Annotated in this window: 25 protein-coding genes and 1 pseudogene; 11 read left to right on the top strand and 15 right to left on the bottom strand. The window is 66.8% G+C overall.

Annotated features, from left to right (window positions below):
• The 4 genes from JO236_RS10840 to JO236_RS10825 all read left to right on the top strand — a co-directional run.
• The coding region (locus JO236_RS10840; RefSeq protein ID WP_293329496.1) for an ABC transporter substrate-binding protein/permease at window positions 1-1,041 on the top strand (1,041 nt) is incomplete at its 5' end.
• Window positions 1,038-1,793 (top strand): amino acid ABC transporter ATP-binding protein, encoded by a 756-nt coding sequence (locus tag JO236_RS10835; protein ID WP_293329495.1) that lies wholly within the window; start codon window positions 1,038-1,040, stop codon window positions 1,791-1,793. The genes JO236_RS10840 and JO236_RS10835, both read left to right, overlap by 4 nt.
• A gap of 65 nt (window positions 1,794-1,858) precedes the next feature.
• Window positions 1,859-2,359: a MarR family winged helix-turn-helix transcriptional regulator gene (locus tag JO236_RS10830; RefSeq protein WP_293329494.1), complete on the top strand. Its 501-nt coding sequence runs from the start codon at window positions 1,859-1,861 to the stop codon at window positions 2,357-2,359.
• 47 nt (window positions 2,360-2,406) lie between these two features.
• Window positions 2,407-3,075, top strand: a complete 669-nt coding sequence (locus tag JO236_RS10825) for an SDR family oxidoreductase (RefSeq protein WP_293329493.1) — start codon at window positions 2,407-2,409, stop codon at window positions 3,073-3,075.
• Here the strand turns inward: JO236_RS10825 and leuS are convergent.
• Window positions 3,072-5,972 (bottom strand): leucine--tRNA ligase, encoded by a 2,901-nt coding sequence (gene leuS, locus JO236_RS10820; RefSeq protein WP_416362215.1) that lies wholly within the window; start codon window positions 5,970-5,972, stop codon window positions 3,072-3,074. The genes JO236_RS10825 and leuS overlap by 4 nt on opposite strands.
• A gap of 195 nt (window positions 5,973-6,167) precedes the next feature.
• On the opposite strand from leuS, the gene JO236_RS10815 reads away from it, so the two are divergent.
• Together JO236_RS10815 and JO236_RS10810 are read left to right on the top strand one after the other, a co-directional pair.
• Window positions 6,168-7,334: an LpqN/LpqT family lipoprotein gene (locus JO236_RS10815; protein ID WP_293329492.1), complete on the top strand. Its 1,167-nt coding sequence runs from the start codon at window positions 6,168-6,170 to the stop codon at window positions 7,332-7,334.
• Window positions 7,335-7,400: 66 nt separating this feature from the next.
• Window positions 7,401-7,751, top strand: a complete 351-nt coding sequence (locus JO236_RS10810) for a hypothetical protein (protein WP_293329491.1) — start codon at window positions 7,401-7,403, stop codon at window positions 7,749-7,751.
• On the opposite strand, the pseudogene JO236_RS22515 reads toward JO236_RS10810, so the two are convergent.
• Both JO236_RS22515 and JO236_RS10805 read right to left on the bottom strand, forming a co-directional pair.
• Window positions 7,731-7,799, bottom strand: a pseudogene (locus JO236_RS22515) (hypothetical protein); the annotation flags it as partial. The gene JO236_RS10810 and the pseudogene JO236_RS22515 overlap by 21 nt on opposite strands.
• A gap of 45 nt (window positions 7,800-7,844) precedes the next feature.
• Window positions 7,845-8,453 carry a YqgE/AlgH family protein gene (locus tag JO236_RS10805; protein WP_293329490.1) on the bottom strand — a complete coding sequence of 203 codons (609 nt, stop codon included), beginning with the start codon at window positions 8,451-8,453 and terminating at the stop codon, window positions 7,845-7,847.
• Window positions 8,454-8,605: 152 nt separating this feature from the next.
• Here JO236_RS10805 and JO236_RS10800 point away from each other — a divergent pair, with 152 nt between their 5' ends.
• Together JO236_RS10800 and JO236_RS10795 are read left to right on the top strand one after the other, a co-directional pair.
• The gene (locus JO236_RS10800; RefSeq protein WP_293329498.1) at window positions 8,606-9,901 is read left to right on the top strand and encodes an MFS transporter; all 1,296 of its coding nucleotides are present in this window, start codon (window positions 8,606-8,608) and stop codon (window positions 9,899-9,901) included.
• A gap of 13 nt (window positions 9,902-9,914) precedes the next feature.
• Window positions 9,915-10,688, top strand: coding sequence for a TIGR03084 family metal-binding protein (locus JO236_RS10795; RefSeq protein WP_293329489.1), 774 nt, complete (start codon window positions 9,915-9,917; stop codon window positions 10,686-10,688).
• 116 nt (window positions 10,689-10,804) lie between these two features.
• On the opposite strand, the gene JO236_RS10790 is transcribed toward JO236_RS10795, so the two are convergent.
• The 6 genes from JO236_RS10790 to JO236_RS10765 form a co-directional block, all read right to left on the bottom strand.
• A complete protein-coding gene (locus JO236_RS10790) occupies window positions 10,805-11,989 on the bottom strand; it encodes a PPE domain-containing protein (protein WP_293329488.1) in 1,185 nt (394 codons plus the stop codon).
• 9 nt (window positions 11,990-11,998) lie between these two features.
• Window positions 11,999-12,304, bottom strand: a complete 306-nt coding sequence (locus JO236_RS10785) for a PE family protein (RefSeq protein ID WP_416362214.1) — start codon at window positions 12,302-12,304, stop codon at window positions 11,999-12,001.
• A 66-nt stretch (window positions 12,305-12,370) separates the two neighbouring features.
• Window positions 12,371-16,453 (bottom strand): type VII secretion protein EccCa, encoded by a 4,083-nt coding sequence (eccCa, locus tag JO236_RS10780; protein ID WP_293329487.1) that lies wholly within the window; start codon window positions 16,451-16,453, stop codon window positions 12,371-12,373.
• A 2-nt stretch (window positions 16,454-16,455) separates the two neighbouring features.
• Window positions 16,456-17,952, bottom strand: a complete 1,497-nt coding sequence (gene eccB, locus JO236_RS10775; RefSeq protein WP_293329486.1) for a type VII secretion protein EccB — start codon at window positions 17,950-17,952, stop codon at window positions 16,456-16,458.
• A gap of 50 nt (window positions 17,953-18,002) precedes the next feature.
• Complete coding sequence (locus JO236_RS10770) at window positions 18,003-18,341, bottom strand: DUF2710 family protein (protein WP_293329485.1); 339 nt, start codon at window positions 18,339-18,341, stop codon at window positions 18,003-18,005.
• A 60-nt stretch (window positions 18,342-18,401) separates the two neighbouring features.
• The gene (locus tag JO236_RS10765) at window positions 18,402-19,637 is read right to left on the bottom strand and encodes a DUF5631 domain-containing protein (protein WP_293329484.1); all 1,236 of its coding nucleotides are present in this window, start codon (window positions 19,635-19,637) and stop codon (window positions 18,402-18,404) included.
• Window positions 19,638-19,729: 92 nt separating this feature from the next.
• Between JO236_RS10765 and JO236_RS10760 the strand changes: the two genes are divergently transcribed.
• Window positions 19,730-19,873: a hypothetical protein gene (locus JO236_RS10760; RefSeq protein ID WP_293329483.1), complete on the top strand. Its 144-nt coding sequence runs from the start codon at window positions 19,730-19,732 to the stop codon at window positions 19,871-19,873.
• Here the strand turns inward: JO236_RS10760 and JO236_RS10755 are convergent.
• The 6 genes from JO236_RS10755 to JO236_RS10730 are packed head-to-tail and all read right to left on the bottom strand — an operon-like array spanning window position 19,870 to window position 23,744.
• Window positions 19,870-20,178, bottom strand: a complete 309-nt coding sequence (locus JO236_RS10755; RefSeq protein WP_293329482.1) for a DUF2694 family protein — start codon at window positions 20,176-20,178, stop codon at window positions 19,870-19,872. The two genes, JO236_RS10760 and JO236_RS10755, sit on opposite strands and share 4 nt — an antisense overlap.
• On the bottom strand, window positions 20,175-20,492 hold the full coding sequence (locus tag JO236_RS10750) for an ESX-1 secretion-associated protein (RefSeq protein ID WP_293329481.1): 318 nt from the start codon (window positions 20,490-20,492) through the stop codon (window positions 20,175-20,177). The genes JO236_RS10755 and JO236_RS10750 overlap by 4 nt, the downstream gene beginning before the upstream one ends.
• 30 nt (window positions 20,493-20,522) lie before the next feature.
• Window positions 20,523-21,734, bottom strand: coding sequence for a DUF4226 domain-containing protein (locus JO236_RS10745; protein WP_293329480.1), 1,212 nt, complete (start codon window positions 21,732-21,734; stop codon window positions 20,523-20,525).
• Between the two features lie 42 nt (window positions 21,735-21,776).
• The gene (locus JO236_RS10740; RefSeq protein ID WP_293329479.1) at window positions 21,777-22,139 is read right to left on the bottom strand and encodes a DUF4226 domain-containing protein; all 363 of its coding nucleotides are present in this window, start codon (window positions 22,137-22,139) and stop codon (window positions 21,777-21,779) included.
• Window positions 22,140-22,143: 4 nt separating this feature from the next.
• A complete protein-coding gene (locus tag JO236_RS10735; RefSeq protein ID WP_293329478.1) occupies window positions 22,144-22,980 on the bottom strand; it encodes a C40 family peptidase in 837 nt (278 codons plus the stop codon).
• Window positions 22,977-23,744, bottom strand: coding sequence for a helix-turn-helix domain-containing protein (locus JO236_RS10730; protein WP_293329477.1), 768 nt, complete (start codon window positions 23,742-23,744; stop codon window positions 22,977-22,979). The genes JO236_RS10735 and JO236_RS10730 overlap by 4 nt, the downstream gene beginning before the upstream one ends.
• A 145-nt stretch (window positions 23,745-23,889) precedes the next feature.
• Between JO236_RS10730 and JO236_RS10725 the strand changes: the two genes are divergently transcribed.
• Window positions 23,890-24,318: a WhiB family transcriptional regulator gene (locus JO236_RS10725; RefSeq protein WP_293329476.1), complete on the top strand. Its 429-nt coding sequence runs from the start codon at window positions 23,890-23,892 to the stop codon at window positions 24,316-24,318.
• Between the two features lie 41 nt (window positions 24,319-24,359).
• On the top strand, window positions 24,360-25,118 hold a 759-nt coding region (locus tag JO236_RS10720; protein ID WP_293329475.1), incomplete at its 3' end, for an acyl-CoA dehydrogenase family protein.

Genomic DNA, 25,118 nt, shown 5'->3' with positions numbered 1-25,118 from the left:
CCGGCGCAGGCCGTCGCGTACACGTTCAGCCCGGGCGCGTTTGTCGCCTATCCGGTGGCCAAAGACAACCAACCCCTCGTCGATGCGCTGAACTCCGGGCTGGACGCCGTGATCGCCGACGGCACCTGGGCGGACCTGTATTCCCAATGGGTTCCGCGGACGCTGCCGCCGGGCTGGAAGCCCGGGTCGAAAACCGTTGCCGCACCGACACTGCCAGACTTCGCCGCGATCGCCGCCAGCCGCCACAGCAAGCCGGTGGGCCCGGCCGCGCCGAAGTCGACACTGGCACAGTTGCGCGATGCGTTTTTCGACTGGGAGATGTACCGGCAGGCCGTCCCCACTTTGCTCACCACGGGTCTGCCGAACACGTTGATTCTGTCGGGCAGTGCCAGCGTCATCGGGCTCGCCCTGGGGTTGGCGCTGGCGGTCTGTGGAATCTCGCGCTCGCGTTGGCTGCGCTGGCCGGCGCGGATCTACACGGATGTTTTCCGCGGCCTTCCCGAAGTGGTGATCATCTTGATCATCGGTCTCGGCGTCGGCCCGATCGTGGGTGGACTGACCAACAACAATCCCTACCCGCTGGGCATCGCGGCGCTTGGACTCATGGCCGCGGCCTACATCGGTGAAATCCTGCGCTCGGGAATTCAGAGCGTCGATCCCGGCCAGCTCGAAGCCTCCCGCGCCCTCGGGTTCAGCTACCCGGCCGCGATGCGACTGGTGGTGGTGCCACAAGGAATACGGCGGGTGCTGCCGGCATTGGTCAATCAGTTCATCTCACTGCTGAAAGCCTCAGCGCTGGTGTACTTCCTGGGCCTGGTCGCCCAGCAGCGGGAGCTGTTTCAGGTGGGCCGTGATCTCAACGCGCAGACCGGCAACTTGTCGCCGCTCGTGGCCGCGGGCCTGTTCTACTTGCTGTTGACCGTCCCGTTGACGCATTTGGTGAACTACATCGACGCCCGGCTTCGCCGTGGTCGCAACGCGATCGAGCCCGAGGAGCCCGCCGAGATAGTGGCTTCGAGGTTCGGTCAGGACATGATATGACCGCCACGACCGTCGCCTTTCGGCGTGCACCAATATCGTTGGAAGCCAAGCGTATTCACCAAACACTTGGCGGGACGCAAGTGTTGCGCGGTGTCGACGTCGACGCCCCCGCGGGTAGCACGGTGGCCATCATCGGACCGTCCGGCTCGGGCAAGTCGACGCTGCTGCGCACTCTGAACCGGTTGCACGAACCCGACAGCGGCGACATCCTGCTCGACGGCCGCTCGGTGTTGCGCGACGACCCCAACGAACTGCGCCAGCGCATCGGCATGGTGTTCCAGCATTTCAATCTGTTTCCGCACCGCAGCGTGCTGGACAACGTCACCCTGGCCCCGCGCAAACTGCGCCCGCTGTCCGCGGACGCTGCCCGCGAGCTGGCGCTGGCTCAACTGGACCGAGTTGGCCTGAAGCACAAGGCCGCTGCACGTCCCGGCATGCTGTCGGGCGGCCAGCAACAACGGGTGGCGATCGCCCGCGCACTGGCCATGGCCCCGCAGCTGATGTTCTTCGACGAGGCTACTTCGGCGCTGGATCCCGAGATGGTTAAAGGCATTCTGAAACTGATCGCCGACTTGGGTGCCGACGGGATGACGATGATCGTCGTCACCCACGAAATGGGCTTCGCCAGGTCGGCATCCGACACCGTCGTGTTCATGGATTGCGGCAAGGTTGTGGAGTCCGGCCCACCCGAGCAGATATTCGAGGCGGCCAAGACGGAGCGCCTGCAGAGGTTCCTGTCCCAAGTACTTTGACTGCCGGCAACCTGCCGTGCGATACCCGGCGTCAATGCCGGGGTATCGGGTTAGACTGCCGACTTATGTCGGACAGCAACGCCACCGCTCCGGAGGTAACGGAGTTGGCCGTGGGGCTACACCGAGCGCTAGCGAAACTGATTTCGATCCTGCGTCGCGGCGACCCCAGCGGGGTCGTCGCCGGTGATTTGACCCTGGCTCAGCTCTCGATCCTGGTCACACTCCTCGATCAGGGTCCCATTCGGATGACGGACCTGGCCGCGCACGAGCGGGTACGAACTCCCACCACCACGGTGGCGATCCGCCGTCTGGAGAAGATTGGGCTGGTGAAGCGCTCCCGCGACCCGTCCGACCTGCGGGCCGTGTTGGTCGATATCACCCAGCGCGGGCGGGCAGTTCACGCCGAGTCGCTGGCCAACCGGCACGCCGCGCTGGCGGCCATGCTCAGCAAGCTTTCCGAATCCGACCTGGAGACCCTGCTGAAGGCTCTTGCACCGCTGGACCGGCTGGCCGCCAGCGAACCCGGCCCCGGCACAGCCGGCGACTCCCCCGCATGTCAGGCTTGAAACTAGCTGACGCGCAACTCAATTGATACACCGTTAAACTGTCACACATGCCGACTGCACTCATCACCGGCGCCGGCGGCGGCATTGGTTCGGCGATCGCCACCGCGCTGGCGCCCACGCACACCCTGCTCTTGGCGGGCCGGCCTTCGGCGCGTCTTGACGCCGTCGCCGAGCGATTGGGCGCCACCACGTTTCCGTTGGATCTGACCGATACCGATTCGATCGAGTCCAGCTGCGAGATCGTGGACGAACTGGACGTGCTGGTCCACAACGCAGGGTTGTCGATCCCAGGCCGGGTCGCCGAATCCAGCGTCGAAGAATGGCGCGCCACCTTCACCGTGAATGTCTTTGGCGCGGTGGCGCTTACGTTGGTGCTGCTACCCGCCTTGCGCCAGGCTCGCGGTCGAGTGGTGTTTATCAACTCGGGTTCCGGACACAACGTTTCGCCGGGCATGGCGTCCTATTCGGCAAGCAAGTTTGCTTTGCGCGCCTTCGCCGATTCGCTGCGCATCGACGAGCCGACGCTGCTGGTGACCAGCGTGCACCCCGGCCGCACCGACACTGACATGCAGCGTGAACTCGTCGCTCACGAAGGCGGCGAATACGATCCCGCCACGTTTCTGCGACCCGAAACCGTCGCCGAAGTCGTCGCCCACGTGGTGGCGACCCCACGGGACGGTCACGTCCACGAGGTGGTTGTCCGTCCCAGCGGTTAGACGACCAGGTTGACCAGACGCCCGGTAACTACGATCACCTTGCGCGGGCTGGCACCGGCCAGGAATGCCTGCACCTTATCGTCGGTCAGCGCAGCAGCTTTGAGCGTTTCCTCGTCGGCGTCGGCCGCGACCACGATCCTGCTGCGCACCTTGCCGTTCACCTGCACCGGGTATTCGACGGTGTCTTCAACGAGGTAGGCCGGATCGGCCTCCGGGAACGGGCCGTGTGCCAGCGATGTGCTGTGGCCCAGCCGCAGCCACAGTTCCTCGGCCAGGTGCGGCGCCAGCGGCGCCAGCATCAGCACCAGCGGCTCCGCCGCCGCTCGTGGCACGGAGCCACGGTGCAGCTTGGTGAGGTAGTTGGTGTACTCGATCAGCTTGGCTGTAGCGGTGTTATTACGAAGTGCCACAAAGTCTTCGGATGCCCCGGCGATGGTGCGATGCAGGACCACTAGGGTGCCGGCGTCCAACTGAGCGTCCGTCACCCGCGTCTCGCCCGTGCGTTCGTCGACCACCAGTCGCCACACTCGCTGCAGGAAGCGGTACGCACCCACGACGTCCTTGGTAGCCCACGGGCGGGACGCCTCCAGCGGACCCATCGACATCTCGTACACCCGCAGTGTGTCGGCGCCGTACTCATCGCAGATCTCGTCGGGCGATATCGAATTCTTCAGGCTCTTACCGATTTTCCCGAATTCCTGAAAGACCTCGATCTCGCCGTCGGGCCCAGGGTAGACGAACCCGCCGCCGCGTTCGATCACCTGCTCGGCCGGAACGTAGGACCCGCGCGCGTCGGTGTAGGCAAAGGCCTGGATGTAGCCCTGGTTGACCAGCCGGCGGTACGGCTCGCGCGAACTGACGTGACCCAGGTCGTAGAGGACCTTGTGCCAGAACCGGGCATAAAGCAGGTGCAGCACCGCGTGCTCGGCTCCCCCGACGTATAGGTCGACGCCGCCCGGATCGTCCGGGCCGTGCTCGGCCGGGCGCGGGCCCATCCAGTACGCCTCGTTTTCCTTGGCGCAGAATCGCTCCGAGTTATGCGGGTCGGTGTAGCGCAGCTCGTACCAGGAACTACCCGCCCACTGTGGCATCACGTTGGTGTCCCGGGTGTAGGGCTGCAAACCGTCACCCAGATCCAACTCCACGTGCACCCACTCGGTGGCCTTGGCCAGCGGAGGCGATGGCTCGCTGTCGGCATCGTCGGGGTCGAACGACACCGGCGAATAGTCCGGGACGTCTGGCAGTTCGACCGGAAGTGCGCACTCGTCGAGCGCATGGGGTCGGCCGTCGGTGTCGTACACGATCGGGAAGGGCTCACCCCAGTACCGCTGCCGCGCGAAAAGCCAGTCCCGCAACTTGAATTCGATGCGCGCGCGGCCGCGACCGTCGGACTCCAGCCTGGCGGTGATCGCCTGTTTAGCCGCCGCCACGGTCATGCCATCGAGATAGTCCGAGTTCACCAGGACTCCGTCGCCGGTGTATGCGGCCTCCGAAATGTCGCCGCCGGCAATGACTTCGACGATGGGCAGGTGCAATTCCCGAGCGAAGTCCCAGTCCCGCTGGTCGTGGCCCGGCACCGCCATGATGGCTCCGGTGCCGTAGCCGATGAGCACATAGTCGGCGATGAAGATCGGCACCGGCTTGCCAGTTGCCGGGTTGGTGGCGTAGCTGCCCAGGAAGACGCCGATCTTCTCTTTGCTCTCCTGGCGCTCCAGGTCGGACTTCGCCGCGATCGCACGGCGATAGGCCGCGACGGCCTCCCTCGGCGTGGCGGCGCCGTATGTCCAGGCGGGGTCGACATCTGCCGGCCAGTCCGCAGCAGCCAATGCGTCGACCAGCTCATGCTCGGGGGCCAGCACCAGATACGTTGCGCCGAAAAGGGTGTCGGGACGGGTGGTGAACACGTCGATGTCGGCCTGCGGTGTGGCGAACAAGGCCGAGGCGCCGATCGAACGGCCGATCCAGTTGCGCTGCATCGTCTTGATCTTGTCCGGCCAATCCAACACCTCGAGGTCGTCGAGCAGCCGGTCCGAGTAGGCGGTGATCCGCATCATCCACTGCCGCAACCGTTTCCGGAACACGGGAAAGTTGCCGCGGTCGCTACGGCCGTCGGCGGTGACCTCCTCATTGGCCAGCACGGTGCCCAGCCCCGGGCACCAGTTCACCATCGAGTCCGCGCGGTAGACCAGGCGATAGCCGTCGATCACGTCGGCGCGCTCCCCCGTTGACAGCGCAGCCCACTCCCTGCCGTCCGTAAGACGGCGCGCACCGGAGTCGAATTCGGCAACCAGCTCCCCGATCGGGCGCGCCTTGTTGGCCGCGGCGTCGAACCAGGCGTTATAGATCTGCAGGAAGATCCATTGCGTCCATTTGTAGAACTCGACGTCGGTAGTCGAGAAGCTGCGCCGGGTGTCGTGGCCGAGGCCCAACCGGGCCAGCTGTCGGCGGAAGTTCACGACGTTGGCTTCGGTCCTGGTGCGCGGGTGGGTGCCGGTCTGCACCGCGTACTGCTCTGCGGGCAAGCCGAAAGAATCAAACCCTAACGCGTGCAGCACATTCCGGCCATTCATCCGGAAGTAGCGGGCGTAGACGTCGGTGGCGATATAGCCAAGTGGGTGACCGACGTGCAGTCCCTCACCCGAGGGATACGGGAACATGTCCTGCACGAACAGTTTGTCCTCGGCCACCCTCGTGCCGTCCGTCGGAGCCAGCGACCCGACCGGGTTGGGTACGTTGAACGTCCCGAGCCTGGCCCAGTTGTCCTGCCAGGTGCGTTCCAGCCGCGCCGCGAGCTCCGCGGAGTAGCGGTGGAGCGGGGCGTCGGAGGTGTCGGCGCCCGGGTCGTCCAAGGCGCCGCCGGACGTGCGGCCGGCCGCGGTGGTCGGGGAATCGGTCACGTCAACAGGGTATAAGGGTGCCGTTTGCGGCCCCGCCGGCCACGGGATGATCTCGGTTACGTTGCACACCGGTCAGAGGTTTGTCCCAGGTGTGTGTCAAGCCTGGTAGCCGACTTTAAGAGGAAATTAAAGTCAGGCTCTAACGAACCGGGGCGCGCTAGCCCAGCCCCAGCCCAGTGGGAGGACCGACGCAAAATGATGCAGATCGCCCGAACATGTCGGGTATTCGCGGGGGGTCTAGTCGCAGGCGCGATCGGCGTCGCGGTGTTCGCGGGCGCCACCGCATCGGCAGACCCGGCCTTTCCGGTGCCCGTCCCCACCCCGGCACCGGCCCCGCCGGCACAGAACCTCACCACCGTTCCCGGCGGCGCCAACAACAGGTTCGTCACGGCCCCCGCGCCGAACCCCTACCCCGCCGCCGTGGCGCCGGCTCCCGCCGCTGCTCCCGCGCCGGCCGCGGTAGCACCCGCCCCCGCCCCGGGCGCTCCGTCCTTGGCGCCGAACGCTCCGTCCTTGGCGCCCACGGCTTCTAACACTGGCGCGGCGACGCCAACGCCGGCCGCATCCGGAACGCTGCGCGAATACCTGCAGTCCAAGGGCGTCCGGCTCGAAGCGCAAAAGGCCCAGGGTTTCAAGGCGCTCGACATCACGCTGCCGATGCCACCCCGCTGGACCGCGGTGCCCGATCCCAACGTGCCCGATGCCTTCGCGGTGATTGCCGACCGGCTCGGCAACAGCCTGTATACGTCAAACGCGCAGGTAGTGGTCTACAGGCTGGTCGGTAACTTCGATCCCAAGGAAGCCATCACCCACGGCTTCGTCGACACCCAGCACCTGCTCGCCTGGCAGACCACGAACGCCTCGCTCGCCGATTTCGGCGGCTTCCCGTCGTCGATCATCGAAGGCACGTTCCGGCAGGACGACATGACGTTAAACACCTCGCGCCGCCATGTCATCGCGACCTCCGGAGCGGATAAGTACCTCGTGACGTTGTCGGTGACCACGGCCGCATCCCAGGCCGTCGCCGACGCGCCTGCGACCGACGCCATCATCAACGGCTTCCGGGTGGCGGCGCCGGGGTCACCGGCGCAGGCGCCCGCCCAGGCACCACGCAGCACCCCGCTCGGGGTCGCCGGGCAGCAGCCGATGCCAAATCAGGCACCGCTGCCACCGTCGTTGCCCGTGCCGCAGACCGCGCCTGCCATGACCACGCCGGCCGGGCAGACCGCCCCCGCCGCACTTGTCCCCCAGGCCGCGACCACCCCGCAGAGTCCGGCTGCGTCCCAAGGCCTGCCGAACCTGCTCGCCATGGTGCCCGGTCTGCCGCCGCTACCGAATCTGTCGTTGGGCACACAGCACTAGTCCCGCGGGCTGAGGCCCGGTGCGGCCCGACGAGCGGATCCGCTTGTGGCCTCGTATTGTGAGGCCATGTTGATCACGGGTGTGCTGTGCGTGTGTGCGGCGTTGTCCACCGCCGGGTTCGGAGCCTGGTCGCTGTCGCACACCCGCACCGCCGACGCCACCAGTGTGGCGGTGCGGGCAATGGGCCCCACCCAGTTGGCTGCCGCCGTGATGCTGGCCGCCGGCGGCGTGGTCGCTCTTGCGGCCTCACCGCACACCGCCCTGGTGTTGGTGATCGTCAGCGTCGCAGGCGCTCTCGGAACGCTAGCCGCGGGCTCCTGGCAGAGCGCGCGATACACGTTGCGCCGCAAAGCTTCCAGCGTCCAGCCGGGCGGTTGCGCCGGCAATTGCGCGGTCTGCAGTTCGCCCTGCCACTGAGCAGGGGCGGCCCCGTGGCGATCGCAAGCGCGGCGCAGCCGGGCGCAGCGGGTCGCCACCATCAGACCCGTGGCGAGACCCGCAGCGGGTCGCCTAGTTACGACTCACGTCGATTGGGTGGGTGGCGAGCAGCGAGAGGGGCAGCGGCTGTCGGCGCAACACCTGCCCCCACAGGTCGGCCCTTGGCCCGACCAGAACGTCAGATGGCAAGCCCGACAACACGATCCAGTCATCCCGCTCGATCTCACCTTCGAGCTGCCCGATGGTCCAGCCGGAGTAACCGGCGAAGATCCGAACCCCCTCGACCAGGGGCGCGATCGCGTCCGGCTCGGCATCCAGATCGACCATCACCATCCGGCCGGCGACGTGCCGCAGACCGGGCATGCCGTCGGGCTCGGCCCCTACGCGCAGCACGGCCAGACATAGGGCCGCGTCCCGCTTCACCGGCCCTCCGATGAACATCGTCTTCGGTTTGGCCGCGATCTTGGCCCATTGCGGCAAGACGTTGTAGACCGCAGTTTCACTCGGCCGGTTGAGCACCACGCCCAAAGTGCCACCGTCGTTGTGCTCGACGACATAGATCACGGTGCGGCGAAACGTCGGTTCCAAAAGATCGGTGTTGGCCAACAGTAATGTCCCTGCGCGCACCCGCTGGGCAGCGGGTGCCACATAATCTTCGGGATCTTCGGGCTGTGGCACCACACCATCATCGCACCCGCCGCAACATCCCCCGGAGAAACCAGTCCGGGCATGGAATAAATATTTGTACTGTGGTGTGCGGCAGCGTTTCGCGCGCGTTGCCTGCCCTCATCCCTGGCCTGATCCTGGAAGTAGGTTTTGTGACTCGCAGCCGGATGCGCGTCAGCGCACCCGCACAGCTTTGGCGTTCGGTGCGCAGTCTGCCCGATTTTTGGCAGCTGATGCAGCTGCGGATGGCCAGTCAGTTCGGCGACGGCCTGTTCCAGGCGGGCATGGCCGGAGCGCTGTTGTTCAATCCCGACCGCGCCGCGGACCCGTTTGCCATCGCGCGGGCCTTCGCGGTGTTGTTCTTGCCCTATTCGTTGCTGGCGCCGTTCGCCGGTGCGCTGCTCGATCGGTGGGATCGACGGCTGGTGCTGGTCGCCGCCAACATCGCCCGCCTGGCCCTGATCGCGTTGATCGGCACGATTCTTTTCGTGCGGGCCGGTGATCTGCCGCTGCTGTGCGGAGCCTTGTTGGCCAACGGCATTGCCCGCTTCATCGCATCCGGGCTGTCGGCCTCGCTGCCGCATGTGGTGCCGCGCGAAGAGGTGGTCACGATGAACTCGTTGGCCACGGCGGCGGGGGCGTTCGCGGCCTTTTTGGGAGCCAACTTCATGCTCTTGCCCCGGTGGCTGGCGGGCAACGGAGACAGGGGGGCCGCGGCGATCATCTTCACCGCCGCGATTCCGGTGTCGATTGCGTTGCTGCTGTCGCTGCGGTTCGGCCCTCGCGTGCTGGGCCCGGACGACACCAAGCAGGCGATCCATGGATCGGTCGTCTACGCGGTGATCACGGGTTGGCTGTACGGCGCGCGCACGGTGGTGCAACGACCGATGGTCGCCGCCACCTTGTCCGGTCTGGCTTCACATCGGATGGTGGTCGGCATCAACTCGCTGTTGATCTTGCTGCTCGTCCACCACATGAAGTCGGCCGCGATCGGGGGGCTGGGTGTCGCGCTGCTGTTCTTTGCGGCGTCGGGGCTGGGAGCTTTCCTGGCCACGGTGTTGACCCCGATCTCGGTCCGGCGCTGGGGGCGCTATGCCACGGCCAACGGTGCTTTGGTGGCGGCCGCGCTGATCCAGACGGCCGGCGTGGGGTTACTGCTGCCGGTGATGGTGGTCTGTGGATTCTTCCTCGGCGTGGCCGGGCAGATGATCAAGCTGTGCGCCGACTCTGCGATGCAGATCGATGTCGACGACGCACTTCGCGGACACGTATTTACGGTGCAGGACGCGCTGTTCTGGGTATCGTTCATCGTCGCGATCACCCTTGGTGCCGCCTTCATTCCCGACGACGGCCGGGCGCCCACGTATGTGTTGTTCGGGTCGGTGATCTACTTGTGTGGACTTGTCGCGCACAGCATCGTTGGCCGGCGCGCGCAGCCCGTGACCAATCGGGCCAATCTTTAGGCGGGAGGCAATGATGCCGGGTCCCGGCCCCTTCGTCGCCGACCTTCGGGCCGAGAGTGACGACCTCGATGCGTTGGTAGCGCCGCTTGCAGAGAGGCGCTGGGCCGATCCGACGCCGGCGCAGGGATGGACCGTCGCGCACCAGATCGGGCATCTGCTGTGGACCGATGTGGCCGCCCTGGCATCGGTCACCGACGAGGCCGTTTTCGCGGAGCTGCTTACCCCGGCCTTGGCGAACCCCTCCGGCTTCGTCGACGACGGCGCCGCGGAGTTCGCGGCATTGGCGCCCGCTCAGCTGCTTGCCGACTGGCGGGCGACCCGGGCACGGCTGCACGAGGCGCTGTTAACGGTTCCCGACGGTCGCAAGTTGCCGTGGTTCGGGCCGCCGATGAGCGCGGCGTCGATGGCTACCGCGCGATTGATGGAGACCTGGGCCCACGGACTTGACATCGCCGACGCGCTTGGTGTCAAACGATCCGCGACCGATCGGCTGCGCTCGATCGCCCACCTCGGTGTGCGCACTCGCGATTTCGCCTTCTCCGTCCATAATCTCGTCGCCCCGACTGAGCCGTTCCGGGTCGAACTGCGCAGCCCCGGCGGCGACATCTGGTCGTGGGGTCCCGAGGACGCCGCGCAACGTGTCACCGGCTCCGCCGAAGACTTCTGCTTTCTGGTCACCCAGCGCCGCGCGCTGCGTGACCTCGACGTGGTTGCGGAGGGGGAGGATGCGCGGCGGTGGTTGGGGATTGCGCAAGCCTTCGCGGGACCTCCGGGCGCGGGTCGCTGAGCGCGTCGCTGAGCGCGTGCTGCGCGCGCCTCGCGCGCCGCGAGGGTGCGCACTGGTACGGCGAACGCGGCGCGTCGCTGTACAGACACGCACGCTCGCGGGGAGGGTGCTCGCGGCTAGCGCGGGTCAGTCGGGTCGCCGGCGACGACGACGCGTGCCCGCGCCACGGCGTCCTTCTCGGCGGCGCCGGCGCGCGCCAGCATCCCCGCCGGCGACATTGGCATCGGCGCACCGCCCAGCCCGGTCGAGACGGTCGGGCCGCGTACCTCGGCGGCGTTGAGCACACCGGCGCGCAGGCTGGTCGGTCTGCCGCCGGTTTCCGGTTCGAAGCTGCTGGTGGGACGGGTGTAGCTGGTCAGCCCCGCCCCGGGGAACCCGCCTACGGCACCCCCGCCACCGCCGGCAGCCCCGCCACCGACTGCCGCCAGGGGTTCGGCGACAGCACTGGCGGCCGCGGCTGTGTTCGGCGCGCCGCTCGCCGGGAACATGCCCGCCATGGATTGCGCCAGGCCCTGCGGCAAGCTGGTCAGCCCCTGAACCGCCTGCATCGGGGCCTTAAGCACCTGATTCAGCGGTTCGGTCGCGCTCGACATCATCGACATCGGTTGCTGTAAAAGCGAACTGAGCTGGCCGCCCGCCTCTGCGGGCGAAGATCCCGTCTGCGCTGCGGTCTGAGCCGCCTGACCCGACACCTGCGCTGCACCGTTCATACCGGTCTGTCCGGCCGCTTGGGCCACCGCCTCACCCGCGGCCGCCGGTGCGGCCGGTGACGCACCCATCGGGGCGGCCGGCGGGGGAACGGCCAACGCCGCGGTCAATGCGCTCAACGCACCGGAATACGCCCACCCGACGCTGGAGTTGTGCGGCCAGTGTTCGCCGAAATACTCGGTGTCCCGTTCGACGATCCCCGGGGTGTTCTGCCCGAAAAAGTTGGTAGCGTTCAGCACGGTCCACTCGTCGCGGTTCGTCTGCGAGACCAACGACGGGATCACCGAGGATCTTGCGAGAGTGTAGGCCTCTACGGCCGCCTGGGTGACGCTGATTTTGTGTGCTGTCCAACCCACCAGCGTCTGCAATCCGGCGTTGAGTCCCGTCGCGGCCGCCATCGAGGCGGCCGCGCCGACGCCTTGCCACTGGGCGGCGGTACCAAGCGCGTTCACCGCCGAAAGACCTGCTGACAGTTCCTTGTTCGCGGTCTCGGTGACCCATACGACGTTGTTGGCGATCACCGACGCCGGGTTACCCGCCTCGAAGATCAGTGCTACGAGCTCGGGCGGGCCTGTCCACCTGGGGTCGGCCATGCTCTTGTCCTACAGCGCGCTGACTGCCGCGTTGAACCCCTCGACGGCTACCGCGGTACCGGAGGCCAGGCCCTGAGCACCGGAGAAAGCCGCCCGCTGGCCGGCATGCTCGGCAGCAGTGGCGAGGTAGGCGGCGCCGGTGGCATTGAGCGCGGCGGCGAACTCAATGGAATCGGCGTCGGGAGCCATCGGCATTACCGCGGTCAGCGCGGCGGCGCCGGCCGCGGTGGTGGCCGCCATCTCCTCGCTGATCCCGGCCTCCGCGGCCGACGACAAGTCCACTGCGCCCGGAACCATGCCGAACATCCCACCCATATCCGCCTCCCACAAATATTCAGTGTCGAGTTTGCGAGTCTAGGTCGAGCTGCGACACCTGTCGAATCACGTCTCCGGCGTTCCTACCAGCACCCCTTCGATGGCGCCATCGCTGGTCACAAACAAACCGCGGCCCGGCGGAAGTTGCTGGGCGCTGACCCTACCGAACACTTTCACCGCCGCCGGGTCGTTGTCCATGAATAGCGTCGGGGCGCGCGAACCGGTCATTTTCTGCAGGAACGGGTTCGTCACAGACACCCCGGCCCAGTTTCCCGGCAGGCGCGAAGCGATCACGTGCAGGCCAATCTCGCGGCTGCGTTCCATCAATCCCCACAGCGGCGCCGTCGCCGCGCCCTTCCCAACCACACCATGCGGCCGAAGCTCTTGTTCGTCGTCGATGAGGACGAAGTGGTGCGGACCTTCCCAGGTGCCGCGGTTGAGCAGCTCTTCCTGACTCAAGCCGGACGGGGGGAGACGGTCGCGCAGGACTGCCACCAGTTCACCGATCACCTGGTCGATATCTTCCTGGGTGTAGGCATACGCCCGCACGTGCGGACCTTGGACTTTCCCGATCAGCGCCGTCTTGGGATCGATGATGGTGACCTCGGCCTGCTCTGGGCTGTACTGGGTGGTGATCACCTGGCCGATGGCAGCCAAAGTTGTTGTTTTCCCGCATAATTGACGTCCGACCACGAGCATGTTGGGCAGAGTTCGGCTGGGCAACGCAACGGGTTGCAGCGCCGTCTCACCGATCGCGAACGGCACGTTCAAGGGGTCAGCGGACGCGGTGGTGTCGGCGAACGCGCTGACGACCTCGTGCAGCTGAACCCGTTCCGGCAGCCGTGCCAACCGCTCCAGCCTGCCGGCGCCGGTCAAGCCCGCGATGAGTTCGCCAAGCTCGCGCGTCATCACCCGCTCACCATCGACGCCGGTGGCCTCCGGCACCCCGACGAGCAACTCGCATCCATCCCGGGTCACACCGAAGCCCGGCCGATCCAATGTGTTGCGGGCGGCCTTCTTTCGCTCAAAGCCCTCTCCCATCTGGGTCTCGTCCGGATTGCTCAGCCGCAGCTGGATGCGCGCGTTGGACACGTTGACCAGCTGCTGCTTCTGCCCGACGAGCCACGCGGTAGCACTCGTCATGACGTGCACCCCGTATGACAGACCCTGGCGGGCAATCGCAATCACCCGGTCTCCCACGGTGGCGTCTTTGTCGTAAAGGTCGCTGAAGTTGTCGACGACGAGAAAGACGTCACCGAACTTGTCGTCGGGATTGGTGGCGCCGACCGGATCCGGGCCGAACCGTCGCTCCCGGAATTCGGAGATATCGATCTGGTACTGCTTAAACGACGTCTCGCGGGCCAGAATCAACCCTTCAATGGAGGCGACGGTTCGGGACACCCCCTCGCCGTCCGTCTGGCTGACCACCGAGGCCACGTGCGGCAGGCCCTCGACCGGGTACAGCGATGCGCCGATACAGAAGAAGGTGACCCGCTCGGGACGGTACATCAGCGCCGCGGACGCCATCAACGTCATCAACGTGGTTGATTTGCCGCGCTGCGCCGTAGCGACCACCATGATGTTGTCCATCTCGGCGTCGATGGCGTGCACGCGTTGGGCGTGCTCGTCGGGAATGTCCACGATGCCGACCGGAAGCACCAGACCGGGGTTGTGGCCGTAGTCGACATCCCATGGCCTGCCCCGCCAGCGGGCCACCAGGGCATCGACCGGCTCGCTGACTTCCAAAGGCGGAAGCCAGATCTGGTGCGGTGGCCGCGCGGGATGCGAGACGAGTGATTCCCGAATGACGTCGACGAGCTTCTTCTTGCGGAAGCCGTCGGAATGGAAGAGGAACTCGTCAGGCTGCTCGGGTTCATCGGCGACCGCCAGGGCTGCGCTGTCGGCTTCGCTGAGCGGCTGGTATGCCCACGTGTAGGAACGCGGCTGCGAAAAACCCACCGCCACCGTCTTATTCGCGACCAGCACCGGTTTGGGTACCACGAAGGGCGCCGACACGTAGAAGCACCGGAACTGCTCCAGGTCGCGGGGCCCGACTTTGAGCAGCGCGTAGCCGTTTTCCTTCGAGGGAAGGTGTAGCGCCGCGTCACTGCCGATTACATCCCGGGAGTCCTCCGCGGTCTCGGCTCGCAGTGCGACCCGAAACGCGATGTTGCTCTTGGCCTTACTCAACGATGACAGGTCCAACCGCTGGCCGCCGAGCGTGAAGAAGACGTTGCAGCCGCGACCCTCCTGCCCGATGTGGATCACCAGATCGATCCACTCGGGATGGTGGATGAAGAGCTCGAGATATTCGTCGATGATTACCAGCAGGATCGGCACCGGCTCCAGATCCCGTCCGGCGAGCCGCATCTCTTCGTACTCGTTGGCGTCCCGTGCGCCAGCGTCCTTGAAAAGCCGGTAGCGTCTGGCGATTTCGCCATTGATGGCTTTGCGCATCCGCTCGGCCAAATGCCGGTCGTCCTTGCCGAGGTTCGACAACGAGCCGGCGACGTGTGGAAATCCCTGCAAGTCTTGGGCCGCCGACTCGAACTTCATGTCGACGAAAATCACGATGAAGGTCTCCGGCGAGTGTGTCAGCGCGATGCCGCTACACAGTGACAGGAAGTACTCCGACTTGCCCGATCCCGATGTCCCGATCACCACGGAGTGGAAACCGAAGCCACCAAAGTCCTTGGCGCGCAGGATAACGTACTGCAGCTCACCGCCCTGCCTGACGCCGACGGGGACCGTCGCCCATTTTGGGTCACCGCGGCCGCGACTCTCGGCCCAGAGCCGGTCTACGTCAAGGTCGCGTGGATCGGCGATGCCGAGAGCTCGCAGCAATTCGCCGCCTTGACTGTCGGTTTCGGACAACTCACCGGCGCTCATCGGCGACCAGCGGGCCAACGCCCGCGCATACCTGTTGGCGGTGCTCTCGGCGAGCATATCGGCCACGGCATAGAAGGTGTCGCGGTGCGCGAGCCTGCCCTGATGCAACCCGAAACGCTGCTCGTCGTCGCCGAATCCGACGCCGACGCCGGTCCGCGTCGCCAGGCGCAGCACTGTGATGCCGGCCATGCCCTTCTGCCCGGTCACCCCTTCCCATTGCTCGGGCGTGCCCACGTTGTCGTCGACGATCACCCAGTGCGGGCCCAGGACCAGCCCCGGGGCCGACTCCATCGGCGACGGCATCGACGTCGGGCTCGTTCCGACCGGAGGCGTCCACGGTCCTCGGCCCTTGCGGTGCAATTCGGCGTCGAGGGCGTCCTCCAACTCGGTGGGGGAGGTGAACACCAATCGGCGCAATCCGCACGCGTCGAACATCTCGTCATGCTGGTTGTGCGGCAGCCACACCAACCACGACCACTGCTCGGGATGACGGGTGACCACCATGAGCTTGACATCGTTGGGGCTGTGATAGACCGCCAATGAGCACAGGATTGACCGTGCCAGGCTGTGCAGCTCCGCGGGGTCCTCGCTGATGAAGCTGAATCCGGGTTTCGACCGCAGACTCAGCACCTTGCCCATCCCGCGAATCTTGCTCTGCTCCAGAATGAAATCCCTTAGCGCGCCGCCGGTCACGGGTTCGAGCTCTTCGCCGACCGGCACGTCGGGCCATTGCAGCGACACCGCCGACTCGCTGGCCTGCTGCACGCCGATACCGAGGCGGACGTCCAGGAAATCGGGGTCGGCTGCGCGCCGCTCCCACATCCGCGGACCACCGATCACCGTGTCCAGTTTCTGCGGGTCGGCGTGCACGAAGAGCTGACTGCGGCGTTGCTCCTGGGCGGCGCGCTGTACCTCGTCGCGGTCCTCGTCGAGCTGTCGCAGATAACTGCGGCGTTGCTTTTCCTGTTCGCCCCAACTGATTCGGCGCGCGCGGCCGAAGCGGCCACTGAACATCAGTGTGCCGAACCCGACGAGCCCGATCATCGGAAAGAACCCCGATTGCAGCGAGCGGATCCCCGACGCGTACATCACCACCAGCGTTCCGACGATCCCGACCAGCAGCGCCGGCAGCGCGATCATCAGCCAGATGTTGCGCGGCTCACGCTCCGGCAACGCCAGTGGCGCGCCGACGGCCACCCGCACGGGCGGGACATTCGGCGGTGGCGTTCGGGTGCCGCGGACGAAGCCTCGTTTGGACATGCCTAACTCCCGGCCGGCTGCTCGTTGGGCTCGGGAACCGCTGCCACCGCTCCGGCCGCGGGGATGGCGTCACGAGCCACCAAGGCGGCATCGCGACTGATCGCCGGTCCGGGCGCGAAGGTGCGGAAGATCGGCCAGGGCGCCTGAACGGCCTGGTGCGGGTCCAGCCCCAGCGCCTGCAGGGTCCGTTGATCTGACTGCACGCCGTACCGAACACCTTGTGGCGAAAGCCAATACAAGCTTTCGCGACTGCCGGCCGTCGGGACGCCGCTAGTTGTGGCAACAAAGTTCGCCGCGGCCGGCAGCACGAGCGTCTGCTGCGCTTCCGGCGAATCGGGGTCACGGTCGTCGCGAACCAGGCGCACCACGCGGGAATCCATGCTGGCCGGGACCGGCAGACCCCGTCCGGTGAAGATGGTGATCCTGGCCTGCGGATCGCCTGTCTGCTTCTCCCACCCGACGCATGTCACCGGATTAGCCGATGTATCAACGAAATCCAGTTTCCCCGACGGGTAGTAGTCGACATCGAGCACGTCGACCACCGGGATCTGGACGAGCTTGTCGGGGGGGACCAAGGTGGGTGTGGTTGCTCCTTGCGAGTCCCTGGTGCGCAACAGGTCGGCGACGAAGCCGGTGATCTTCTGCACGCCGCCCGGCAACAGCACGTAGAAGCCGTTTACCCCGCCGCTCGCGTCGCGACTTTCCAGCACGCTGCCCACCGTGGCCCCCGGCAGCCACTTCGACAGGGTCCGCGCGCCCGGAATTGCCGGTGGCACCAGGGGTTCCGTCGACGGCATGGCGTCGAATAGGGCGTTGGAAATTTCGATCGGGTAGGTCACACCGGGATCGAGACCAAGATTGAAAGTCACCGATCGGTCGGTCGGGTCGATGCGTGACCGCTGTCCCTTCCAGATCACATAGGTCTCGCCTTTGTGAGTCGCGAGAATTGCCTGCGCCGGGGCCATCGCCGCGGCCCGGCCGAACGGTGACAACTGGCCCGCGATTGCGGTGACCGTCGGAGTCGTTCCACTGCCACGGGTGGCCGAGGTGTCACAGACCGACCAGGCGGAGAGAACGTCCGACGTGACCGGCAGGCTTTCCGGGGCGCCGGGAATGCCGATCATCGGACCGGTCGGATATCTGGCGATTTCGGCCGCCTTCACCCACGCCGGTGCGCCGGCATTGCCGACGGCCAACCGGGCCGAGGTCAAGTTGAGCGCAGGGTAGAGACGCCCATTGATCTTCGCGTAAATCGCGCCGGTGTCGCGGTCGCCGATGATGGCCGATTCGCCGACCAAGCCCGCGGGCTTCATGACATGCAGGAGCGCCATCCACCCGACGCCGAGCAGGACGAGCACGATCGACAGCGCTACCGCCGCTTGCTGTTTGCGGTCGTCGTGCTTCATCCGCACCGAGAACCTGGTGATCGCCGCCCGCAAACGTCGGTTGTAGAACAGGTGCCCCGAATTCTGGTCTCGGTTGGAAAGATTAAGTGGCAAAAGTCATTCTCCTAGTGGCGGGCCGGCGTCTCGCTGCAGCGGCACCGGCGTCAGTGCAGTTCTCCGCCGTACCGTGCCTGGTTCTCGGCCTCCGCCTCACCACGCAGCGCCGTGATCGCAAGGTTGAGCCTGTCGGCCAACTCTGCATGGGAATAACCCGTCAGCACGTCCGGATGTAGCGTCAACCCGACCAACCTGCCATCCGAATTTGCAACGGCATGCACATCCCCTAGGTCGACGCTGTACGTGACGGTTTCGGCCTGCGCGACGAGCGCTTCCCACTTGTCGGCCGCCGCGCTGAGTTCACGCAGAACCGATTCGACCAGGTCTCTGTCGCTTAGGTCGCCGAGGTCGCTCGGCTCGCTGCGACCGCCCGACCCCGACACCATGACAGTATGTCCAGGGCTCCGACCAGCGTCAATTCACGAATCGGCCGCGCGGGACAGGCGTCAGGGGGTCGCTGTCCACTGGCTGGCCGGTGGTGCTTCGAGGTTACGGAACCAGGCGAGGTGGTAATTCGCAGTTACCGGGTCGGCCGTGACCAGCGCTTCGGTGGCCGCCAGCAACAGGCAGTTCAGCACGAGCGCCGGATCGACGTTTGGGTACTGCAGCAGGAGCTGGTAAAGGGCGGTATCCAGATGCACCCGCAGCAGGTCGAGTTCTTCCTGGACTACGCCGGTCCCTGCCGCGGCGGCCTTCGCCAACGTATGCACCATGCGCGGCAGGCCGTCGCGCCAATGCGTGGCCTCGCCCAGGTCCCAGCCCAGATCCTCGGCCATCGGCAGCTCGCGGGGCTGCAAAGACGATCCCGTGGCGGTGGTGCCCGGCGCCCGGCCCGGGGGATCACCCGGGGAGTAAGTCGCAGCGCGCGTGGTCTCCCCGAGCAGCGCGGCCGCTTTGCCGGTCCGGCGATCGGGTTCCAGCAGCCGCACGCCCGCCGGCAACACGATGCCGGGTGGTATCCACCCGTGCGCAAGGTCGGTGACCAAGGTCGTCGTCCCGTCCGGGTAATCGCCGACTGCCCAGTTCAGCCGCGGTTCCTGCCGGACGACGAACGACAACAGCCGCTGTAATCGCTGGTCTTCGGTTTCGATCTCAGCCTCGGCCTCGGCTGCCGGTTCCGGCTGGAGTGCCGAGGCCTGCAGTGCCTCCGGCCGAACTCGCTGGGCGTCATCTGAAGCGGGCTCCACAAGCGGACGCTCAAAAACCTCGGTGGGCAGGTCTGTCCGCGCGTCTTTCGCCGAGCCCGAGTCGGGTGGTCCGGCGGTGACCGCGGGTGGGACCTGCTGCTCGTCGACATCCGCCCGGACGACGCGTCCCGTGGACAGCTCTCGTGGCGCCAAACGCAGCTGGCGGACCGTCGAGTCCACTCGTCGCACCGCCCGCGCGCGGGCCTCGTCGACTACCCGTGCTTCGTGGGCTTGCCGGGCCGACTCCGTCAACCCCGCCCGCCTGACCTTCATCAGCTCGTCATTGGCAAAGCCGGCGATGCGCTGTAGGTCTGCCTTGAGATAGCCTGCGAGAACGGCATTTTCGCCAGTCGCAGCGGAGAGTTCGATGGGCCATAACCCACCCAGGACCCACGGTGCGCAATCAACGGGAGAGCTGAAGGCCGGAATGGCCAGCGATTCCCGCGTCGCTCTCCGAAGGCGCTGGCGCGCGCTGCTCCGACCGAAGATTGGCACCGGTCAAGCCTACCGGCCCGCGCGGGGTGACCCTTGCGGTCGAGAGCGGTCAGTGAATTGTGCCGAACCCAGGGCCTGGGTAGCGTGGGGCCATGGCTGATTCTGCGCTGCAGCAGCAACTCGACGAAGTGCGGGCTTTGGTATCGCGCGCGCGAGAGTTGTTCGGCGCCAACCCTATCGAGCCACCGGCCGACATCGCGCCCGATCCCGACGCCGCGAAAACGTGGCTGCTCTAGTCACTCTTTCGCCGCCGCAGCCGATGCGCAAGCAGCTTCTCAATCGCCGCATCGAGGTCTCCCGGCGTGGGTACCTCCGCGGACGGGGTGTGCCCGGCCGCCACGATCTCACCGCGCACCTCCAGTAGCGCTTTGAGGCAGGACACGTCCGCGGTCAACAGGATGCCCTGCGCCAGAGTTCCCGCGTCCGTGTCCATCGCCGCCTCGGTCAGCGCGACGCTATGCAGATAGCCGCCGCGGCAGGAGCGGACCAGGATGTGTCCGCTGGGATGGACGGTGTCGAAGGCAGGATTGGCGTCCGTCATCGACCGCCGTCGACGACATCGCCCAGGCTGCGTGTCGCGTCGGCCTCGTGCTGCTCCCACCTGGCAGCCGACGACCTGAGGTTGTTTGCGATCTCAGCATGATCGTCGGCCTGCTGTCGGTAGCACTCCCGCCGCAGCTCGAGCAGTTCGCGCCCGGCATCCCGGAGCTCGCCAAAAATCGGGCCGAGCGAGTCCAGGCTTTCCTGGATCGCGGCATGCGATGACGGCACAGTGCGCAAGTAGTCCGAGGTGTGCTGGTGATAATCGGCGGCTTCACGTAAGTCCGCGGGCACCACCCGGATTCGGTCAGTCATCCAGCCATCTCCTCTTCCTACGCCGCACTGTCATGCCCTCGATACCGCCGCCGGCCGGGTTGGTGCCGGTGGCTCCGTCCGCGCCGGTCCCGTCCCCGATCCATGGGTCACCGGCATCGGCGGATGTTCCCAGCCTAGAAAGCTCGGGCCGCTGACGGCGGAGACCTGTTGAATCTGGCCGTCGAGAAGGGCCTTGCTGTTGCCCAACGCCAACGCATGACGGTCGGTGAACATACCGATATCGCCCGGTGTAAGCCGCGACGGCTCGAGTGGGGCGCCGACTGCTGTTCCCGGCGCGGGGATGGTCATTCCCTGCTGCTGGAAGGCCTCCGCGATCGATGTCCCGGCCGCAGCGGCCTTGATCGCCGCGGCGAGCTGCGGGCTGGCCGCCGTCACCGTCTCGCCGTCGGGCAGCGTCACGGTCGTCGGACCCGCGGCCGGCTCGTGGGGATCGCCCGCCGGCTCATCCGGCTTCCGCTCATGGTCGGGGTCATCCGGCGAGTCGTGATCGCCACGTTCTTCGCTGTCCAGCCGGTCCGCGTCGAGTGCCCTGGACTCTCGTTCGGTTCCACTGTCACCGAGGCGGCTGGACACCGGAAGCCCACCCGGCGCGCCCCAACTGGGCATCGATTCCCCCGGCATCGCTCCGGTCCCGAAGCTGGGAAAGCTCGGGGTTGCCGGTGCGGTCGGCGCGGGTGAGGCGGCTTGCGCCGGTGAGTCCCCGCTGGGCAATCCGGGATCGTCTAGCGGCAGCAGCGAAGTAAGTTCCGGATCCGCGCCGGCGCTCGGTAACGGCGTCGACCGTTGCCCGGTGGCGCCTGCCGCGGGTGGGCGTTCGGCGGTATCGGCCGCCGGGGCCTTCGAGGCGTTGTACAACGAAGTCCAGGCAGCCATTAACGCCGACTTCGACGTGTCGTCCAGGCTCGCGCTGGCGACGACCGCCCGAATGTCCCGTAGCTTGCCGATCAGGAATCGCTGGAAATCGCGCGCACCCGCAGGGGTGTCGAGGTCCGACCGTGTCCGCACCGCGGCCTCGGTCTCCTCCTGTAACTTGTCCAGCGCCTCGCGACCCTCGACGGTTTTCAAGTGCGCGTTCAGGATTGCCGAAATCACCTGCAGGTCGAGTTGCGAGCTCACCGAATTCTGGTGTGCTAGAGCAGCTTCCGCGGCCGCAATCGCTTCAGCCGCCTCGCCCTGCTGGCGATCCGACGGTGGCACAGGCGCGTCCGCGGGCACTCCCATGCCGGGTGACAGTACCCAGGCACGCCACCGCCGACAATTCACCTAGCTTGGGGAGCCGCTATAGTGCGCCTGCAAGCTCTGCAACACTGCTTCCTGCGCCCGGGCCTGTTCCCGGGCACCCGCCACGACGGCCGAGATCTCACGTTGCTTGGCGACCAGAAATTTCTGCAACTCCCGCGCGCCCAGCGCAGTATCGACGGCGAGGTCGGCCTGCCCCGACACCGCGCGTTCGATTTCGTCCGCGACCGCGGCCAGCCTGTCCAGGCTGTCGCGCAGCACGGCATGCGCGCTGGCGAGCGTGTCGGCCAGCACACGGTCCGCGTCGGCAACCACGCTGTGTCGCATCGCCAGCGCAGCCTGCCGTTCCTGGATGGCAGATACCGATGATCCGGCTTGCTCGGACATGGGTTCATCCTCCCCAGAGTGGGCGGCGGATCTGCACGTTGGTGCCCAGCGGGCTGATCCGGACCGAGGCGCCCGAGTAGGGGGCTTCGACGACCAGGTTGTTGCCGATCGCCATTTGCACGTGTCCGGCGTGTGGGAAGACGAGATCGCCGGGCCGCACGTGGGAACGCGGCACCGCGATCCCCTCATTGATTTGCTGATACGTGGTGCGGTCGAGGTGAATCCCGGCCTGCGCGTAGGCCCATTGGACCAGCCCCGAACAGTCGAAGCGGTCGGGTCCGGTCGCCCCCCAAACATAGGGACGGCCCAGTCGCGACAACGCGGCCCGCACCGCGACTCCAGCCCGTCCGGCCGCCGACGGCAGCCGCAGCCGCCTCGTGCGCGCATGCGACGCCCGGTAGCGCAGCGCGCGCAATGCCGACAGGTGCTGTCGCGCCCGCCGGCGTGCGGAGACGACGTGCGCCCGTTGCGCACGCAGCCGCGCGATGCGACGGCGGATGGCCTCACGCTGGGCCATCGGCGTCGTCGAAGTAACCACCGCATCGGCACGCGCCGCATCGAGCACGCCTCCGGTCAGCTGGCGGGCTTCGGCCCGATCCCGTTGCGCCGCGACGATGACGGCCTCCGCCGCCGCATCGGTACGTGCCGCCGACAGCAGAGCTACCCGGCTATGCTGCGCCGCCAGGGGGTAACGGCCTTGCCCCGCAAGACCATTCAGGGCCACGGCACTCTGTAGCAGTCTCCCGTAGCCCGCGGTGCCCGCGTCCAGCGCAGGATGTCGACTGCTGCCGACGAACATTTGGTGGGCGCGGTTCAACGCTTCGACGTCGCTTCGGCTCATCCGTTTTCCTGATCGTCGTCTGCCGCCGCGGCGGCCTCAGCGAAGGCCCGCACCCGCGGAAGCGCGCTCGGCGGGATAGCCCCCCTGTTACGCATGTCCCACACGTCGTCGCTGCCGACGCCGATCAGCGCCGCGATGACCGCATCCGGCAGGGAAGACTGCGCGCAGGCCCGATCGAACCGTGCGCTCAAACTGGCCGGCATCCGGTTCAGGAGGCCACGCCGCGTCGCCTCGAGCTCCTGCAGATGCTCCATCAGCCGACCGGTGGACCCGGCGCCCGCATTGACCGCTACCCGCCATGAGCTGGCGGCCAGCATCTCAGCCTTCACGCATTGCGCGACCACAGAGAGAATATACGTCTCATATTCGTTTGATGTCGTCGCGGGCAGCCGATCGATGACGGATTTGATGGCATCGAGTTGAGCCTCCGCGTATCCCTCGAGGACGTCGGTGTCGTCGTGCCGGTCGACAATCACCGCTCCCGGGCGCCGCGCCGCTGTCGGTTCGGCCGGCGGCGCGGCGAGCAGCCGGGCGATTTCGGCGTCGGGGTCGCCGGCCACCAGGAGCCGCGAGTAGGTGCCCGGTGGCAGACCAAGCCCATTCTCAACCTTCTGAACTGTGCCTTTGTGCGGTTTTCGGGCCCCACGTTCCAGATAGCTGAGACCCATGATGCTGACGCCGGTCGCGGCCGCGAGGTCCGCCAGTGACCAGTCGCGGGACTCGCGCAGTGCGCGGATGGCCGCGCCGGCCGATTCACGGCTCACCGCACACTCCGGCCATACGGCGGATAGTACACAGGCATCCCGTCAAGCCTGTGGATATCCGTTTTTATCACGTTTCTCTTGCAGCGCACGGCCGTCTGTGTATACGCTTTCGCCTACGTTTTGTAGCGGACAAGGAGATCAACTGATGGGACACCCCTGTGCAACCAACCCGGAACTCTGGTTCGGTTACCCCGACGATGACAGCGGCGACGGCGCGGCCAAGGCGCGTGCCTACGAACGCTCGGCCACCGAGGCGCGGATCCAGTGCCTGCGTCGCTGCCCACTGGCCCAGCAGCGGCTGTGCGCTCAACGCGCCATCAAGCATCACGAGGAGTACGGCGTATGGGCCGGAGTCAAGCTCCCGGGTGGCCAATACCGCAAGCGTGAGCAACTCGCCCGCGCCCACGAAGTCCTGCGGCGCATTGCCGCGGGCGAGATCAACTCGAGACAGCTACCCGACAACGCGGCCCTGCTCGCGCGCCGCGAGCACGGCGTTGTCACCGGCAGGGCCGGCGTGACCGCGGTGGTGTTGCACCTGCCGACCGCGCACGTGGGCCCGCGGACGGCCGCCTAGTCCCAGTTTGCTGCCGCCGCCGACGGGGTAAAGGCGCATCCATGACGTTTGACCTCACCCCAACGGCGGCCCAGCACGACCTGGCAAAGCGGACGCACGAGTTCGCCCAAGAGGTAGTCCGCCCAGTCGCGCTCGACTATGACCAACGGCAGGAGTTTCCGTGGCCGGTGCTGGAGGAGGCGGCCCAGCGTGGCTTCTATAGCCCGCTGTTCTACCGCGATTTGATCGGTGATCCGACCGGCCTGTCGCTGCCCATGTTCATGGAGGAGCTGTTTTGGGGCTGTGCCGGCATCGGCCTGGCGATCGTGATGCCGGCACTCGCGCTATCGGCGATCGGTCAGGCCGCGTCCCCCGAGCAGATTTTGCAATGGGCGCCTGAATGCTTCGGAACGCCAGGCGATCTCAAGCTCGCAGCGCTGGCGATCTCCGAGCCCGAAGGTGGCAGCGACGTTCGCAATCTGCGGACTCGCGCCCGTCGCGACGGTGACGACTGGATCATCGATGGCCACAAGATGTGGATCGGCAACGGCGGCATCGCCAACGTGCATGTGGTCAACGCCGTGGTCGACGAGGAACTCGGCCACCGCGGCCAGGCGCTGTTCGTCGTGCCCGGCGGCGCGCCCGGGCTGGAACTGGTGCGCAAGCTCGACAAGTTGGGTTGCCGTGCGTCACACACTGCCGAGTTGCGCTTCGAGGGGGTGCGGGTCCCGGCGGCCAACCTGCTGGGGGGACAAGAGAAGCTCGACCACAAGCTCGCGAAGGCCCGCGAGGTGGTTGCCGGCGGGAAACGCTCCGGTTCG

Origin of the sequence: Mycobacterium sp. (assembly GCF_019247635.1) — a bacterium.
Classification (GTDB): Bacteria; Actinomycetota; Actinomycetes; order Mycobacteriales; family Mycobacteriaceae; genus Mycobacterium.
This window is presented reverse-complemented; position numbering and strand designations above follow the sequence as displayed.